This is a genomic window from Streptomyces sp. NPDC048331, assembly GCF_043201215.1.
GTDB lineage: Bacteria > Actinomycetota > Actinomycetes > Streptomycetales > Streptomycetaceae > Streptomyces.
The window spans coordinates 204654-220989 of the sequence record NZ_JBICYT010000005.1 but is presented as its reverse complement, the minus strand read 5'-3'; the positions used below and the strand labels follow the sequence as shown (position 1 = coordinate 220989).

The following is a 16336-nucleotide window of genomic DNA, read 5'->3' as shown; positions in this document are numbered from 1 at the left end:
CGCGCGGTCTTCGTACTTGCGGCACTACGATGGGGCCTCCACCCACACACCCACCTCGCCGACCTGACAGCAGCCGCTATCAACTGGAAGGCCAGACGCTCCTCATGGGGAACAAGGGGAACAAAATGTCGTTCATCGGCCGTGACATGGCGATCGACCTCGGGACCGCCAACACGCTGGTGTACGTGAGGGGCCGGGGGATCGTCCTGAACGAGCCGTCCGTGGTCGCCATCAACACGAACACCGGCGGCATCCTGGCGGTCGGCTCGGAGGCGAAGAAGATGATCGGGCGTACGCCCGGCAACATCGTCGCCGTACGGCCCCTCAAGGACGGCGTGATCGCCGACTTCGAGATCACCGAGCGCATGCTCCGGTACTTCATCCTCAAGATTCACAAGCGCCGCTACCTGGCCCGCCCGCGCGTGGTGGTCTGCGTTCCCTCCGGCATCACCGGAGTGGAGCGACGCGCCGTCATCGAGGCGTCCACGCAGGCCGGCGCCCGCCAGGTGCACATCATCGAAGAGCCCATGGCCGCCGCCATCGGCTCGGGCCTGCCCGTCCACGAGGCCACCGGCAACATGGTCGTGGACATCGGCGGCGGCACCACCGAGGTCGCCGTCATCTCCCTCGGCGGAATCGTCACGGCACAGTCCATCCGGGTGGCCGGCGACGAGCTCGACAACGCGATCATCCAGCACATCAAGAAGGAGTACTCGCTCCTCCTCGGTGAGCGCACGGCCGAGCAGATCAAGATCACCATCGGGTCGGCCTACGACCTCGACAAGGACGAGCACACCGAGATCCGCGGTCGCGACCTGGTCTCCGGCCTGCCCAAGACGGTCGTCATCTCGGCCGCCGAGGTGCGCAAGGCCATCGAGGAGCCGGTCAACGCCATCGTCGACGCGGTCAAGACCACGCTCGACAAGTGCCCGCCGGAGCTCTCCGGCGACATCATGGACCGCGGCATCGTCCTGACCGGTGGCGGCGCCCTGCTGCGCGGCCTCGACGAGCGGCTGCGCCGGGAGACCGGCATGCCGATCCACATCGCGGAGGATCCCCTCGACTCCGTCGCGCTCGGCTCCGGCAAGTGTGTCGAGGAGTTCGAGGCCCTCCAGCAGGTCCTGGACGCCCAGCCCCGTCGCTGACAGATGCCCCTCCCTGCCGGGAGGGGCCATGCGGACACACAAGGATCCGCCGTACGGGTGCTACCGGGCCCGTGCGGCGGATCGTTGATATACAGGCAAAAGAGAAATCCGACGAGGAAGGCACGGCCGCCGCACGTGAGGGACACACGAGAAAGCCGGCTGCTCCTGGTGCTTCTGATCGCCATCGCGTTCGCATTGATCACGGTGGACATCAGGGCAGGCGAGGAGTCGCCGGTCGACGGTGCCCGGCAGGCCGCCGCAGCGGTCTTCGGCCCGGTCGAGGAAGGTGTGGCGACCGCGGTCGATCCGGTCGCCAACGCCATAGGGGCGGTACGGGACTCCGGGGAGCGCCACAACCGCATCGCCACGCTGGAGCGCGAGAACGCGGCGCTGAAGGCCAAGCTGGGCAGCGAGGACCAGACCCGCAGCCGCATCCACGAGCTCGACGAGATGCTCAAGCGGGCCGGCGCCGGCCAGTACGGCATCAAGGGCGCCGAGGTCATCGCGATAGGAGCGGCCCAGGGCTTCTCCTGGACCGTCACCATCGACGCCGGCAGCAAGGACGGCATCGAACGCGACATGACCGTCCTCAACGGGGACGGACTCGTCGGCCGGGTCAGCACCGTCGGACCCGACACCGCCACCGTCGTCCTCGCCAACGACCCCGACTTCACCGTCGGCACCCGGCTGGAGAAGACCGGCGAACTGGGCTTCGCCACCGGCCAGGGCGACCGTGCCCTGTCCGTCCAGATGCTCAACGGCAAGGCCAAGGTCAGCCCCGGCGACCGGCTCGTCACCTTCGGCTCGCGCGGCAACAAGCCCTTCGTGCCCGGTGTGCCGATCGGCGAGGTGGTCAAGGTCGACCCCTCGCGCGGCGACCTGACCCGCACCATCTGGGTGCGTCCGTTCGTCGGCTTCTCGCGCCTGGACATCGTCGGCGTCGTCGTGATGCCGCCGCGCGAGGACCCCCGCGACGCGGTCCTGCCGCCCAAGCCCGAGGCCCCCAAGCCCACCCCGACGGTCACCGTCACGGTCACCCCGTCCGGGTCCGCGGTGGCCGGCAAGCCCGCCGACGAGTAGGGACAGACCTCCATGCGCTTCAACAGGATCCTGCTCTCGGCCACCCTCGTCGTGGTCGCCCTCGTCATCCAGGTCACCGTCCTGGGCCGGCTCCAACTCCCCGGCGCCGTGCCCGACCTGCTGCTCCTCACCGTCGTCTCGCTGGCGCTGGTGTACGGGCACGTCAGCGGCGCGCTCATCGGCTTCGCCGCCGGCCTCCTCGCCGACCTGGCCCCGCCCGCCGACCACGCCGCCGGGCGGTACGCGCTCGTGCTCTGCGTCATCGGCTACGTCGCCGGCCTGACCCGCCCCGACGGCGGCCGCTTCCGGTCCGCCTGGGGCCCGATGCTCACCGTCGTCGCCGCCGCGATCGGCTCCACCCTGCTCTACGCCGGTGTGGGCGCCCTCGTCGGCGACACCGCCGCCCGCCACGTGGGTCTGACCGGGCTGCTGTTCACCGCGACCCTCTACGACCTGCTGCTCGCACCCTTCACCGTGCCGTTCATCATGGCCCTGGCCCGGCGCGCCGAGAACGACCCGATGGCCGTCGAGGCCGGTGGCGGCCCCACCAACAAGGCCGCCGACGTCTCCGCCGGCTGGCTGGCCGGCGGCACGGGCCTGCGCATCGGCAGCCAGCGCGGCGGTCTGCGACTGAAGACCGCGCGCTCGCGGGCCAACAAAGCCGTCCGTATAAAGGGGGTCAAGCCGGTCAAGGGTGTGAAGAGCGTCAAAAAGCTGTGAGGGAGGAGCAGTCATGACCAATGTTCCGGAGACCGGCCGTACCTCCCGGGTGCGGATCCGGCTCGTCATGATCCAGGTGCTCGTCTTCTCGATGCTGCTCACCCTCGGCGGGCGCCTGTGGTACCTCCAGATCCGCAACGGCGCCGAGTACTACCACGAGGCGAAGAGCAACCACGTCCAGCAGGTCGTCCAGCCCGCCGTGCGCGGCTCCATCCTCGACGCCCGCGGCGTTCCGATGGCCGACAACGAGACCCGTCTCGTCGTCTCGGCCAGCCGCACCGAGCTGATGAAGATGAAGGACAAGGGCAAGGGCGTCCTGACCCGGCTCGCCGCGGTCCTGGACATGAAGCCGCAGGACACCATGGACAAGGTCCGGCTCTGCGACTCCCAGACCCCACAGCCCTGCTGGAACGGTTCCCCCTACCAGCCGATCCCGGTCACGCTGGAGGCCACCACCCAGCAGGCGCTCCAGATCCGCGAACGCCCCGAGGAATTCCCGGGCATCACCGCCGAACCCACGGCCGTACGCCGCTACCCGGCGCCCGGCGGATCCAACACCGGCCAGGTGCTCGGCTACCTCTCCCCGGTCACCGACGACGAGATCATCAAGGCGAAGGACACCAACTCGCCCTTCCTGCGCTCGGACCAGGTCGGCCGCTTCGGCCTGGAGCGCACGTACGACAAGGAACTGCGGGGCAAGTCGGGCGTGACCCGCTACGAGGTCGACAACCTCGGCCGCGTCATGGGCGAGGCCAGGAACGACCCCGCGATCCCCGGCGCCCACCTCGTGACCAGCCTCGACGCCCGCGTCCAAGGCGTCGCCGAGTACGAGCTGAACGCGGCGATGATCGAGGCGCGCAAGCAGATCGACCGCAACACCGGCGTCCCCTACAAGGCCGACGCGGGCGCCATCGTGGTCCTGGAGTCCAAGACCGGCCGGGTGGTGGCCATGGCCTCCAACCCGACCTTCGACCCGAACGTCTGGGTCGGCGGCATCTCCGGCAAGGACTACGCCAAGCTCACCGCCAAGGACTCCAACGTCCCGTTGATGAACCGCGCGATCCAGGGCCAGGCGGCCCCCGGCTCCATCTTCAAGGTCATCCCGACCGCGGCCGCGGTCAACGCGGGCTACAAGTTCGACGGCGAGTACCCCTGCCCGAGCTCGTACTCCATCGGCGGCCAGGTCTTCAAGAACTTCGAGTCCCAGGGCCACGGCTCGATCACCCTCGGCCGGGCGCTGGAGGTCTCCTGCGACACCGTCTTCTACGCCCTGGGCCACCAGCAGTGGCTCAAGGACGGCGGGCTCAAGCCGAAGAAGCACCCGGCCGAGATCTTCTACAAGACCGCCCACCAGTTCGGCCTCGGCGCCCCGACCCACGTGGACCTGCCCGGCGAGGAGAAGGGCCGCGTCCCCGACCGCCGCTGGAAGCAGGCGTTCTGGGAGGCCAACAAGGACATGTGGTGCAAGACCGGTAAGAAGGGCGGCACCTACGTCGAGCTGCTCTCCTACGAGAACTGCCTCGAAGGCAACCTCATGCGCGCCGGTGACGCCGTCAACTACTCCATCGGCCAGGGCGACACCCTGGTGACCCCCATCCAGATGGCCACCATCTACGCTGCCATCTCCAACGGCGGCACCATGTGGAACCCGACGATCGGCAAAGCCATCATCAGTGCCGACGGCAAGAAGATCGAAGAGATCAAGCCGCAGGCCCATGGCAAGCTGCCGATGACCGAGGAGACCAGGCGCAAGATGGAGGGCGCACTGGCGGGCGTCGCCACCCAGGGCACCGCCGCCTGGCGCTTCGGCGGTTGGCCCCAGAAGCAGATCCCCATGCACGCCAAGACCGGCACCGCCGAGGTCTACGGCAAGCAGACCACCTCGTGGTTCGCCACGTACACCGAGGACTACACGATCGTGATGACGATCTCCCAGGGCGGCACCGGCTCCGGCGCCTCCGGTCCCGCCGTGCGCAACGTCTACAACGCCATCTACGGCCTCACCATGTCCGGCAAGCAGGACCCGAAGAAAGCCCTGCTGATCAAGCCCGAGACGAAGCTGCCCCGCATCGCGCCCGACGGATCCATCATCGCCCCGGAGATCCGGCCGTACGTGCCGCCGTCCCCGGAGGACCTCGAGCCGGCCGTGCTCGCCGGTCCGCCCGCACCGCCCGCGGCACGCCAGGACTGAGGAAAGAAATGCCGACCGCCAACAAGTTCTCCGTCTCCCGGTACGCGCCCGAGCGCGGGGCGATGGCCAAACTCACCGCCCGCGACTCGGTGGTGCGCCGGCTCGACTGGCCGATACTCCTCTCCGCGCTCGCCCTCTCCCTCATCGGCTCCTTGCTGGTGTGGTCGGCGACCCGCAACAGGACCTCGCTGAACCAGGGGGACCCGTACTACTTCCTGGCCCGGCACGCCCTCAACACCGGCATCGGCCTCGTGCTGATGATCGGCACGATCTGGCTCGGCCACCGCACCCTGCGGGGCGCCGTGCCGATCCTCTACGGGCTCTCCCTGGTGCTGATCCTCGCCGTGCTCACCCCGCTCGGCGCCACCATCAACGGCGCCCACGCGTGGATCGTCATCGGCGGCGGATTCTCCCTCCAGCCGTCCGAGTTCGTGAAGATCACGATCATCCTGGTGATGGCGATGCTGCTGGCCACCCGGGTGGACGCGGGTGACCTCGCGCACCCGGACCACCGCACGGTCGTCAAGGCACTCTGCCTGGCGGCGGCCCCGATGGGCATCGTCATGCTGATGCCCGACCTCGGCTCCGTGATGGTCATGATCGTGATCGTGCTCGGCGTGCTGCTGGCCTCCGGAGCCTCCAACCGCTGGGTGGTGGGCCTCCTGGGCGCGGGCGCGAGCGGCGCCGTCCTGATATGGCAGCTCGGCGTACTCGACGAGTACCAGATCAACCGTTTCGCGGCCTTCGCCAACCCCGAGCTCGACCCGGCGGGCGTCGGCTACAACACCAACCAGGCCCGCATCGCGATCGGCTCCGGCGGGCTGACCGGATCCGGGCTCTTCCACGGCTCGCAGACCACCGGCCAGTTCGTGCCCGAGCAGCAGACCGATTTCGTGTTCACGGTGGCGGGGGAGGAGCTGGGCTTCGTCGGGGCCGGGCTGATCCTGGTGCTGCTCGGCGTCATCCTGTGGCGGGCCTGCATGATCGCCCGGGAGACCACCGAGCTGTACGGGACGATCGTGTGCGCCGGGATCATCGCCTGGTTCGCCTTCCAGTCCTTCGAGAACATCGGGATGACCCTCGGGATCATGCCGGTGGCCGGGCTCCCGCTGCCGTTCGTCTCGTACGGAGGCTCGTCGATGTTCGCGGTCTGGGTGGCGATCGGACTACTGCAGTCGATCAAGGTGCAACGGCCATTGTCAGCCTGATGCGACCGTTCACCCTGCCGATGTGATCCGTTCAGGACTAAGTTCGGTCTATGGCGGACACCAAGCGCGAAATCGAGCGGAAATTCGAGTTCTCCAAGGCCAAATCTGCCCGGCGCGGGGTCCCGGACCTGACGGGCACGGCCGCCATCGCGGCCGTCTCCGACCAGGGCACCGTCGACCTCGACGCCGTCTACTACGACACCCCTGACCAGCGGCTCGCCGCCGACGGACTCACCCTCAGGCGCAGAACGGGCGGCGCGGACGAGGGCTGGCACCTCAAACTCCCCGTCTCCCCGGGCGTACGCGACGAGATCGGGGCCGCGCTCAGCGACACGGTCCCGCCCGCCCTCGCCGCCCTCGTCCGCTCCCGCGTCCGCGGCTCCGGACTCCGACCACAGGTCCGGCTCCTCTCCTCGCGCAAGGTCAGCCACCTGCTCGACGCCGACGGGGCCCTGCTCGCGGAACTGAGCACCGACGCCGTCGTCGCCGAACGCGGCGAGGCCACCGCCGCCTGGACCGAGGTCGAGGTGGAACTGGCCGACGGCGTCGACCCCGAACTCCTCGACGCCGTGGAGAAGACCTTCCGCAAGGCCGGGCTCCGGGTCTCCGACGCCCCCTCGAAGCTCGCCCGAGCCCTCGCCGAGACCGCCGCCGAGCCCCCGGCCCGGCCCGAGGGTGGCGGCCCCGAGGGCACCGCGGGCGCGCACGTACTGGCGTACCTGCGCGAACAGCGCGACGCGCTCGTCGCCCAGGACCCCGCGGTACGGCGCGGCCTGCCGGACTCCGTCCACCAGATGCGGGTCGCGAGCCGCCGGCTGCGCAGCGCCTTCAAGACCTACCGCAAGGTGCTCGACCGCGCGGCCACCGACCCGATCGGCGAGGAGCTGCGCCGACTCGCCGGAGAACTCGGCGTCGACCGCGACCAGGAGGTCCTGCTGGAGCGGATCCAGGACCACCTCGGCGAGCTGCCGCGCCCCCTGCTGATCGGACCGGTCCGCAGCCGGTTGCGCGTATGGAACACCGCCCGGCGCTCCGCGTCGCGGCGCCGGGCGGTGGCCGTGCTCGACAGCGCGCGCTACGTGGCCCTGCTCGACTCCCTCGACGCCCTGCTGGAGTCGCCCCCGCTGCGGAAGGCCGCGGCCCGGCACCCGGAGGCGGTCCTGCGCAAGGCGATCCTCCGGGACTACGCGCGCCTCGCCGGCCGGGTCGACGGCGCGCTCTCCCTCGACGAGGGCCACGAGCGGGACCTGGCCCTCCACGAGGCCCGCAAGGCGGCCAAGCGCTTCCGGTACGCGGCCGAGTCGGCCGAGCCCGTCCTCGGCGGACCGGCGAAGGCGCTGGCCAAGGCCGGGAAGTCGGTGCAGTCCCTGCTCGGCGACCACCAGGACAGCGTGGTGGCCCGCGAGGCCCTGCGCGGCCTCGCCGTCCAGGCGACCGGCGCGGGGGAGTCCGCCTTCACCTGGGGCGTGCTCTACGCCCGTGAAGAGGCCCTGGCCGAGCGGCGCGAACGGGAACTTCCCGACATCTGGGCCAAGGCCTCCGACCCCGGGCTGCGGGCCGCATTGGAATGATCATGTGGGTGGGGGCGGCCGAGCCTGGGGGTACGCTTGAGAGCTGCCCCCTGCCCGCTTCACGAAAGTCGCGTGATGACCGAGTCGGTCTTCCCTCAGCTTGAGGCCCTGCTTCCGCATGTGCAGAAGCCCATCCAGTACGTCGGCGGTGAACTCAACTCCACGGTCAAGGAGTGGGAGAGCTGCGACGTCCGCTGGGCACTCATGTACCCGGACGCGTACGAAGTCGGGCTGCCCAACCAGGGCGTCATGATCCTTTACGAGGTGCTCAACGAACGCGAGGGCGTCCTCGCCGAGCGCACCTACAGCGTGTGGCCCGACCTCGAAGAACTGATGCGCGAGCACAAGGTGCCGCAGTTCACCGTGGACAGCCACCGCCCGGTCTCCGCCTTCGACGTGTTCGGCCTGTCCTTCTCCACGGAGCTGGGCTACACCAACATGCTCACGGCGCTGGACCTCGCCGGCATCCCGCTGGAGGCCCGCAACCGTACGGTCGACCACCCGATCGTCCTCGCGGGCGGCCACGCGGCCTTCAACCCCGAGCCGATCGCGGAGTTCATCGACTGCGCGGTCATCGGCGACGGCGAACAGGCCGTCCTCGACATGACCGAGATCATCCGCACCTGGAAGGCCGAGGGGCGGCCGGGCGGGCGCGAAGAGGTCCTCCTGCGTCTCGCCAAGACCGGCAACGTCTACGTGCCGGGCTTCTACGACGTCGAGTACCTGCCGGACGGCCGCATCGGTCGTGTCGTGCCCAACCGCTCCGGCGTGCCGTGGCGCGTGTCCAAGCACACCGTCATGGACCTCGACGAGTGGCCCTACCCCAAGCAGCCCCTGGTCCCGCTCGCCGAGACCGTCCACGAGCGCATGTCCGTGGAGATCTTCCGCGGCTGCACCCGCGGCTGCCGTTTCTGCCAGGCCGGCATGATCACGCGCCCCGTGCGGGAGCGAAGCATCACCGGCATCGGCGAGATGGTGGAGAAGGGCCTCAAGGCCACGGGCTTCGAAGAGGTCGGTCTCCTCTCCCTCTCCTCGGCGGACCACACGGAGATCGCCGACATCGCCAAGGGCCTCGCCGACCGCTACTCGGACGACAAGGTGGGCCTGTCCCTCCCGTCGACCCGGGTGGACGCGTTCAACGTGGACCTGGCCAACGAGCTGACCCGCAACGGTCGCCGCTCCGGCCTGACCTTCGCCCCCGAGGGCGGCTCCGAGCGCATGCGCAAGGTCATCAACAAGATGGTCTCGGAAGAGGACCTGATCCGGACCGTCTCCACCGCGTACGGCAACGGCTGGCGCCAGGTGAAGCTGTACTTCATGTGCGGCCTGCCCACCGAGACCGACGAGGACGTGCTCCAGATCGGCGACATGGCGGTCAACGTCATCGCCAAGGGCCGCGAGGTCTCCGGCCAGAACGACATCCGCTGCACGGTGTCCATCGGCGGGTTCGTCCCCAAGCCGCACACCCCGTTCCAGTGGGCGCCGCAGCTGTCGGCCGAGGAGACGGACGCCCGCCTGGGCAAGCTCCGCGACAAGATCCGCGGCGACAAGAAGTACGGCCGCTCCATCGGCTTCCGCTATCACGACGGCAAGCCGGGCATCGTCGAGGGCCTGCTCTCGCGCGGTGACCGCCGCATCGGCGACGTCATCCGCGCCGTGTACGAGTCGGGCGGCCGCTTCGACGGCTGGCGCGAGCACTTCAGCTACGACCGCTGGATGGAGGCGGCCGAGAAGACCCTGCCCGCCTACGGCGTGGACGTGGCCTGGTACACGACCCGCGAGCGCACCTACGAGGAGGTCCTGCCCTGGGACCACCTGGACTCCGGTCTCGACAAGGACTGGCTCTGGGAGGACTGGCAGGACGCCCTCGACGAGACCGAGGTCGACGACTGCCGCTGGACCCCGTGCTTCGACTGCGGCGTGTGTCCTCAGATGCAGACCGAGATCCAGATCGGCCCGACCGGCAAGAAGCTGCTGCCGCTGTCGGTCGTGAAGTAGCCCGGCGACGTAACCCTTGGGTCACGAGAGGCCCCCACCCGCAACGGGTGGGGGCCTCCGCCGTGTCCTCCCCTGCATGGACATGGACAAACGACCGCCCGCCGACGGTGGCGACGGGTGCCTGGTGGGCCTCATCAGGATCCCCGTGAAGATCGTCGCCGTACTCGTCGTACTGCCCGTACGAGTGGTCTGGGAACTGCTGGTCGCCGTCGGCCGCGCCGCCCACCGGCACGTGCTCGGGCCGCTGTACGCCCATGTCCTCGAACCGCTGCTCCGCGGCCTGGGCTGGGTGCTCGGCATCCTGCTCAAGCTGGTCCTCGTCTGGCCGTGGGTCGGGCTCTGGCGCTACGTGCTCACCCCGGTCGGCCAGGCGCTCGCCTGGCTGTGCCGCGGCGCGTACGACCACCTGATCGCGCCGGCAGGGCGGATCCTGATGACCTACCTGCTGCGGCCGCTCGGGACGGCGCTGGCCTGGGTCGGCCGGGGCGGGCTGCGCTATCTGCTCGCGCCGCTCGCCAAGGGCCTCACCTGGATCCTGTGGGCCCTGGCCATGACGCTGTTCGTGTGGCCGTGGACCGCGCTGTGGCGGTACGTGCTCGCACCCGTCGGCCACGGCATCGCCTGGCTCGCCGCAGCGGCGTACCGGTACGTCCTCACCCCCGTCGGCCACGGCCTCGCGTGGCTGGCCGTCGCCGCGTACCGGTACCTGCTGCGACCCCTCGGGCTGGGCCTGGCGTGGCTGGCCGTCACCCTGTACCGGTACGTGCTCACGCCGCTCGGGCGGGTCCTGCGCCGGGCCTGGCACGTGTCCGGGCGGATCGTCGCCGCCCTGTGGCGCGGGTTCAAGTGGGTCGGCTGGATCCTCCTCGGGTGGCCCGCCTCCCGGGTGTACCGGTACGTGCTGACGCCCGTCGGGCACGCCGTCCGCGAGGTCTGGCGCACCGGCCGCGCCGCGGTCAAGGAGGCGCGGGCCGCCGTACGACAAGCGCTGTTCGGTACTCCTCCCCGGGAACCGGCGAGGTCACGGGCGCGTACTCTGGGTAGTACGACAGCCGCCGACGCGGCACCCGCCGACGAGATCTCCCTGCCCCGACGGCAGGGGTGAGCCGGGGCGGGTCGACAGACCTCAGGGCGACGCGCGAGCCGCGGAGCCCCGCACAAGGAGAAGAACCACTGGGCAAGCGACAGCCCGAAGGCCCGCCTCCCGCACCGGTGGTGCAGCGCATCCGACTGCGCTACACCAAGCGCGGCCGCCTCCGGTTCACCAGCCACCGTGACTTCCAGCGCGCCTTCGAGCGCGCCCTGCGCCGCGCCGAGGTGCCGATGGCGTACTCGGCCGGTTTCACCCCGCACCCGCGCGTCTCGTACGCGAACGCCGCCCCGACCGGCACCGGCAGCGAGGCCGAGTACCTGGAGATCGGCCTCGCCGCGCCGCGCGACCCCGAGAAGCTTCGCGAGCTGCTCGACGAGTCGATGCCGGCCGGACTCGACATCATCGACGCCGTCGAGGCCCGCACCTCGGGCCTCGCGGACCGGCTGACCGCCTCCGTGTGGGAGCTGCGCCTGGACGGCGTGGAGCTCGCGGAGGCCGAGCGGGCCGTGACGGCCTTCCTCGCCGCCGAGAACGTGGAGGTGCAGCGTCGGACCAAGAACGGAATGCGGACCTTCGACACGCGTGGCGCGGTCGTGAGCCTGGAAGCGCTTCCCGCCCCGGCTGATAGGCCGCTGGACAATGCTTGTGCGATACTGCGGCTGGTTGTTCGGCATCTGACACCTGCCGTGCGACCCGACGACGTCCTGTCCGGTCTCCGAGCTGTGGCCGACCTGGCGCCGCCGGTCCCCTCAGCGGTGACCAGGCTGGCGCAGGGGCTCTTCGACGAGGAGTCCGGCACGGTGACCGACCCGCTCGCGCCCGACCGCGAGGCTGACACGGCCGCCCCACCCACGGCCGCCGTAGCAGCCGACGCGAAGGCGCCGGAAGGTCCCGCCGCGTAAGGAACGTCGTCGTCGCGCAGCCCTGGTACTCGGGAGCCACCTGGGTCGGGCCGCGCACCGACCTGAAGACTTCCGCCAGGCCGTACGGACAACACGTACGGAACCGGCGGCCATGGACTACAGCTCCCGTGTGGCGAACGCGCCCCGGAGGCCGGCTCCGCGCTCATTACGCGGAGCCGCGCCGGACCGGAAGTCAGCCGCGGCGCCCGGGAGCGTGACGGGAGAACCGCCCGCAATGCTCAACAACGAAAACGACACCACTTCCGCTGGTAACGCCGACAACGGCAGCCCCAGCGACAACCTGCCGCCGCGCCGTCGCCGCCGTGCCGCCTCCCGGCCCGCGGGCCCGCCCGGTGGCGCCGCCGCCGAGACGACCCCGGTGACCGAGGCCGCCCCGGCCGCCCCCGCCGAAGAGGCCGCTCCGGCCGCCGCCCCCGCTCGTCCCCGCCGCCGCGCGACCCGTGCCGTGGCCGCCCCGCTGACCCCGGCCGCCGAGGCCGTCGTGGTCGAGACCCCGGCCGCCGAGCCCGTCGCCGCAGCCCCCGCCGCTGTCGCCGAGGAGCCCGCCGCTCCCGCGCCGCGCACCCGCCGTCGCGCCACCCGCGCCGTCGCGGCCCCCGAGGCTCCGGCCGCCGAGGCTCCGGCCGCGCCCGTGGTCGAGGAGGAGGCTCCGGCCGCTCCGGCTCCGCGTGCCCGCCGTCGTGCGACCCGTGCCGTGGCCGCTCCGGCCACCGAGGCCGCGCCCGTGGTCGAGGCTCCGGCCGTCGAGGCTCCGGCCGCGCCCGTGGTCGAGGAGGAGGCTCCGGCCGCTCCGGCTCCGCGTGCCCGCCGTCGTGCGACCCGTGCCGTGGCCGCTCCGGCCACCGAGGCCGCGCCCGTGGTCGAGGCTCCGGCCGCCGAGGCCCCGGCCGCGCCCGTGGCCGAGGAGGAGGCTCCGGCCGCTCCGGCTCCGCGTGCCCGCCGTCGTGCCACCCGCGCCGTGGCCGCCCCGGCCACCGAGGCCGCCGCCGTCGCCGAGGCCCCCGCCGCCGAGCCCGCGCCCGTCGTGGAGGAGGCCCCCAAGGCCGCCCGCGCCGTGACCGTCGCCGACGCCGTGGACTCGCCCAAGCGCGGCGGCCGCCGCCGCGCCACCCGCTCCACCGCTCCGGCCGCCGCGCCGCAGCCCGTCGCCGAGAGCGCCGAGCCCGCCGCCCCGGCCCGCGCCCGCCGCGCCGCGCGCCCCGCCGTCGCCGTCTTCCAGGCCCCGGTCTTCGCCGAGCCGATGTTCCAGACCCCCGAGACGGCGGCCATGGCCGCCGCCGCGGCGCGTGCCGCCGAAGAGGTCGAAGAGGTCGAGGAGGAGGAGACCGAGGTCGCCGCGGCCCCCGTCGCGCAGCCCGCCGGCCGCCGCCGTCGCCGTGGACGTGGCGCCGCCGAGTCCGCCCCGGTCGCCGAGTCCGCCCCGGTCTCCCTGCCCGAGGTGCTCGCGGAGGAGGAGCCGGAGGCCGAGGCCGCCGAGGTCGACGAGGAGTCCGCCGAGTTCGAAGAGGGCGACGAGTCGGGCGAGCGCCCCTCGCGCCGCCGCCGCCGCGGTGGCCGTCGGCGCCGTCGCGGTGAGTCCGCCGACCTCGACGAGTCCGCCGAGGACGAGGCCGAGACCGCCGAGCAGGACGCCGCCGAGCGGGACGCCGAGGAGGAAGAGGACGAGGAGTCCGACGAGGCCCTCGGCTCCAGCTCCAGCCGTCGTCGCCGTCGTCGCCGTCGTCGCAGTGGCGAGGGCGCCGCCGAGGCGACCGAAGCGGGCGACGAGGACGGTGTGCGTACCGTCGTCAAGGTCCGCGAGCCGCGCCCGGCGCGTGAGAAGACCGAGTCCTCCGACGAGGTCCAGTCCATCAAGGGCTCGACCCGCCTGGAGGCGAAGAAGCAGCGCCGCCGCGAGGGCCGCGAGCAGGGCCGCCGCCGCGTCCCGATCATCACCGAGGCCGAGTTCCTGGCCCGCCGTGAGGCCGTCGAGCGCGTCATGGTCGTCCGCCAGGCCGGCGAGCGCACCCAGATCGGCGTCCTCGAGGACAACGTGCTCGTCGAGCACTACGTCAACAAGGAAGAAGCCACCTCGTACGTCGGCAACGTCTACCTGGGCAAGGTCCAGAACGTACTGCCGTCGATGGAGGCCGCCTTCATCGACATCGGCAAGGGCCGCAACGCCGTCCTGTACGCCGGTGAGGTCAACTTCGAGGCGCTCGGCATGGCCAATGGGCCGCGCCGCATCGAGTCCGCCCTCAAGTCCGGCCAGTCGGTCCTGGTGCAGGTCACCAAGGACCCGATCGGCCACAAGGGCGCCCGTCTGACCAGCCAGGTCTCGCTGCCGGGCCGCTACCTGGTCTACGTGCCCGAGGGCTCGATGACCGGCATCAGCCGCAAGCTGCCCGACACCGAGCGCGCGCGTCTGAAGACGATCCTCAAGAAGATCGTCCCCGAGGACGCGGGCGTCATCGTGCGCACCGCCGCCGAGGGCGCGAGCGAGGACGAGCTGCGTCGCGACGTCGAGCGTCTGCAGGCCCAGTGGGAGGACATCCAGAAGAAGTCGAAGCAGATCTCGACCTCTTCGCCGAGCCTGCTGTACGGCGAGCCGGACATGACCGTCCGCGTCGTGCGCGACATCTTCAACGAGGACTTCTCGAAGGTCATCGTCAGCGGTGACGGCGCCTGGGAGACCATCCACGGCTACGTGAACCACGTGGCCCCGGACCTGGCCGACCGGCTGTCCCGCTGGACCTCCGAGGTCGACGTCTTCGCGACGTACCGGATCGACGAGCAGCTCGCCAAGGCGCTCGACCGCAAGGTGTGGCTGCCCTCGGGCGGCTCGCTTGTGATCGACAAGACCGAGGCGATGATCGTCATCGACGTCAACACCGGCAAGTTCACCGGTCAGGGCGGCAACCTCGAGGAGACCGTCACCAGGAACAACCTGGAGGCGGCCGAGGAGATCGTGCGCCAGCTGCGGCTGCGCGACCTGGGCGGCATCGTCGTCATCGACTTCATCGACATGGTCCTGGAGTCCAACCGCGACCTGGTCCTGCGGCGCATGCTGGAGTGCCTGGGCCGCGACCGTACGAAGCACCAGGTGGCCGAGGTCACCTCGCTGGGCCTGGTCCAGATGACCCGCAAGCGGGTGGGCCAGGGTCTGCTGGAGTCCTTCTCCGAGACCTGTGTCCACTGCAACGGCCGCGGTGTCATCGTCCACATGGAGTCCCCGACCGTGGTCGGCGGCGGTGGCAACGGCAAGCGCTCCAAGCGCCGCGGTGGCCGGACCGAGTTCGACCAGCACGACCACGAGGTCGAGACGGTCGAGCCGGTCGACGGCGGGGCGTTCGAGTCCGAGGCCGAGGTGGCCGCCGAGGCCGCCGCGCCGCGGGCCCTGCCCGAGCCGGAGTTCGTCGCGGACGAGGAGCTCTACAGCAGCCCGGCCGAGGCCGAGGCCGCCGCGGGCATCAGCGGTCGCCGTAACCGGCGCCGTGCCACCCGTAAGGCCACCGCTCCGGCGGGCGCCCCGCGCGGTGCGGCGGCTCCGGTCCAGGTCCAGGCCCCGGCCCCCGTGGTCGTGGACGAGCCGGTGACCGAGCCGGCCGAGACGGTGCTGGAGCCGGCTCCCGAGTTCGCCGCCGAGGCCGCCCCGGTGGCCGAGACCGCCGAGGTCGCTCCGGTCGTGGAGACGGTCGAGGAGGCCGCGCCGAAGGGCCGTACCCGTCGCCGTGCGACCCGTAAGGCCACCGCCCCGGCGGGTGCCCCGGCCCCCGCGGCCGAGGTGGCCCCGGAGCCGGAGCCGGTCGTCGTGCCGGAGCCGGAGCCCGTCGTCGAGCCCGAACCCGAGCCCGAGGTCGTCGCGGTGGCCGAGGTCGAGGAGGCCCCCGTCGTGGAGGCCGCTCCGGCCCGTCCGCGTCGCCGTGCCACCCGTAAGGCCACCGCACCCGCCGGTTCCCCGGCCGGCGCGGCCGAGGCCGCCGTGGTGGTCGTCGAGGCCCCGTCGGTCGTCGAGGCGGCCGCCCCGGCGCCCACCGAGGAGGCCGCACCGGTGGTCGAGGAGGCCGCACCGGCCAAGAAGGCCGCCAAGAAGGCTCCGGCCAAGAAGGCGACCGCGGCGAAGAAGGCCCCGGCCAAGAAGGCGGCGGCCGCCAAGAAGACCGTGGCCAAGAAGGCGGCCACGACCAAGAAGACCGCGACGAAGCGGGCGACGAAGAAGACCGCGGCGGCGGAGCAGCAGTCGCTCCCGTCCGTCTCGGCTCCGACCGAGGCCTGATGCACCGCTGAGTGACACCACGTCCGTGGGGGCCCCCCCCCCGGGGGGGGCCCCCCCCGCCGGGGGGGGGGGGGCGGGCCGGGCCCCCCCCCCCCGCCCCGGCCCCCCCCGCGGGAGGGGGGGGGGGTGGGGCGGGGGGGGGGGCGGCCCGG

Annotated in this window: 10 protein-coding genes; all 10 read left to right on the top strand. The window is 71.8% G+C overall.

Features of this window, described 5'->3' with window-relative positions; genetic code table 11:
- Positions 1-125 precede the first annotated feature (125 nt).
- On the top strand, positions 126-1145 hold the full coding sequence (locus ACGFYY_RS11010; protein WP_008738981.1) for a rod shape-determining protein: 1020 nt from the start codon (positions 126-128) through the stop codon (positions 1143-1145).
- Positions 1146-1280: 135 nt separating this feature from the next.
- On the top strand, positions 1281-2225 hold the full coding sequence (gene mreC, locus ACGFYY_RS11005; protein WP_030757295.1) for a rod shape-determining protein MreC: 945 nt from the start codon (positions 1281-1283) through the stop codon (positions 2223-2225).
- A gap of 12 nt (positions 2226-2237) precedes the next feature.
- Positions 2238-2945 (top strand): rod shape-determining protein MreD, encoded by a 708-nt coding sequence (gene mreD, locus ACGFYY_RS11000; RefSeq protein WP_393708285.1) that lies wholly within the window; start codon positions 2238-2240, stop codon positions 2943-2945.
- A 13-nt stretch (positions 2946-2958) separates the two neighbouring features.
- Entirely contained in the window at positions 2959-5136 is a 2178-nt protein-coding gene (gene mrdA / locus ACGFYY_RS10995; protein ID WP_393708283.1) for a penicillin-binding protein 2, read from the top strand.
- A gap of 8 nt (positions 5137-5144) precedes the next feature.
- Positions 5145-6344 carry a rod shape-determining protein RodA gene (gene rodA, locus ACGFYY_RS10990; protein WP_365267579.1) on the top strand — a complete coding sequence of 400 codons (1200 nt, stop codon included), beginning with the start codon at positions 5145-5147 and terminating at the stop codon, positions 6342-6344.
- Between the two features lie 50 nt (positions 6345-6394).
- Positions 6395-7915 carry a CHAD domain-containing protein gene (locus tag ACGFYY_RS10985; protein WP_393708280.1) on the top strand — a complete coding sequence of 507 codons (1521 nt, stop codon included), beginning with the start codon at positions 6395-6397 and terminating at the stop codon, positions 7913-7915.
- Between the two features lie 72 nt (positions 7916-7987).
- Positions 7988-9913: a TIGR03960 family B12-binding radical SAM protein gene (locus tag ACGFYY_RS10980; RefSeq protein ID WP_393708278.1), complete on the top strand. Its 1926-nt coding sequence runs from the start codon at positions 7988-7990 to the stop codon at positions 9911-9913.
- A 76-nt stretch (positions 9914-9989) separates the two neighbouring features.
- Entirely contained in the window at positions 9990-11018 is a 1029-nt protein-coding gene (locus tag ACGFYY_RS10975; RefSeq protein WP_393708276.1) for a hypothetical protein, read from the top strand.
- Positions 11019-11128: 110 nt separating this feature from the next.
- Positions 11129-11908, top strand: coding sequence for a TIGR03936 family radical SAM-associated protein (locus tag ACGFYY_RS10970; protein WP_365267588.1), 780 nt, complete (start codon positions 11129-11131; stop codon positions 11906-11908).
- Positions 11909-12143: 235 nt separating this feature from the next.
- Entirely contained in the window at positions 12144-16184 is a 4041-nt protein-coding gene (locus ACGFYY_RS10965) for an Rne/Rng family ribonuclease (protein ID WP_393708274.1), read from the top strand.
- Positions 16185-16336 lie beyond the last annotated feature (152 nt).

Bases quoted from the DNA above. Each gene is read 5' to 3' on its own strand.
- ACGFYY_RS11010 (WP_008738981.1), top strand. From the start codon at position 126: ATGTCGTTCATCGGCCGTGACATGGCGATCGACCTCGGGACCGCCAAC.
- mreD (WP_393708285.1), top strand. From the start codon at position 2,238: ATGCGCTTCAACAGGATCCTGCTCTCGGCCACCCTCGTCGTGGTCGCC.
- mrdA (WP_393708283.1), top strand. From the start codon at position 2,959: ATGACCAATGTTCCGGAGACCGGCCGTACCTCCCGGGTGCGGATCCGG.
- rodA (WP_365267579.1), top strand. From the start codon at position 5,145: ATGCCGACCGCCAACAAGTTCTCCGTCTCCCGGTACGCGCCCGAGCGC.
- ACGFYY_RS10985 (WP_393708280.1), top strand. From the start codon at position 6,395: ATGGCGGACACCAAGCGCGAAATCGAGCGGAAATTCGAGTTCTCCAAG.
- ACGFYY_RS10975 (WP_393708276.1), top strand. From the start codon at position 9,990: ATGGACATGGACAAACGACCGCCCGCCGACGGTGGCGACGGGTGCCTG.
- ACGFYY_RS10965 (WP_393708274.1), top strand. From the start codon at position 12,144: ATGCTCAACAACGAAAACGACACCACTTCCGCTGGTAACGCCGACAAC.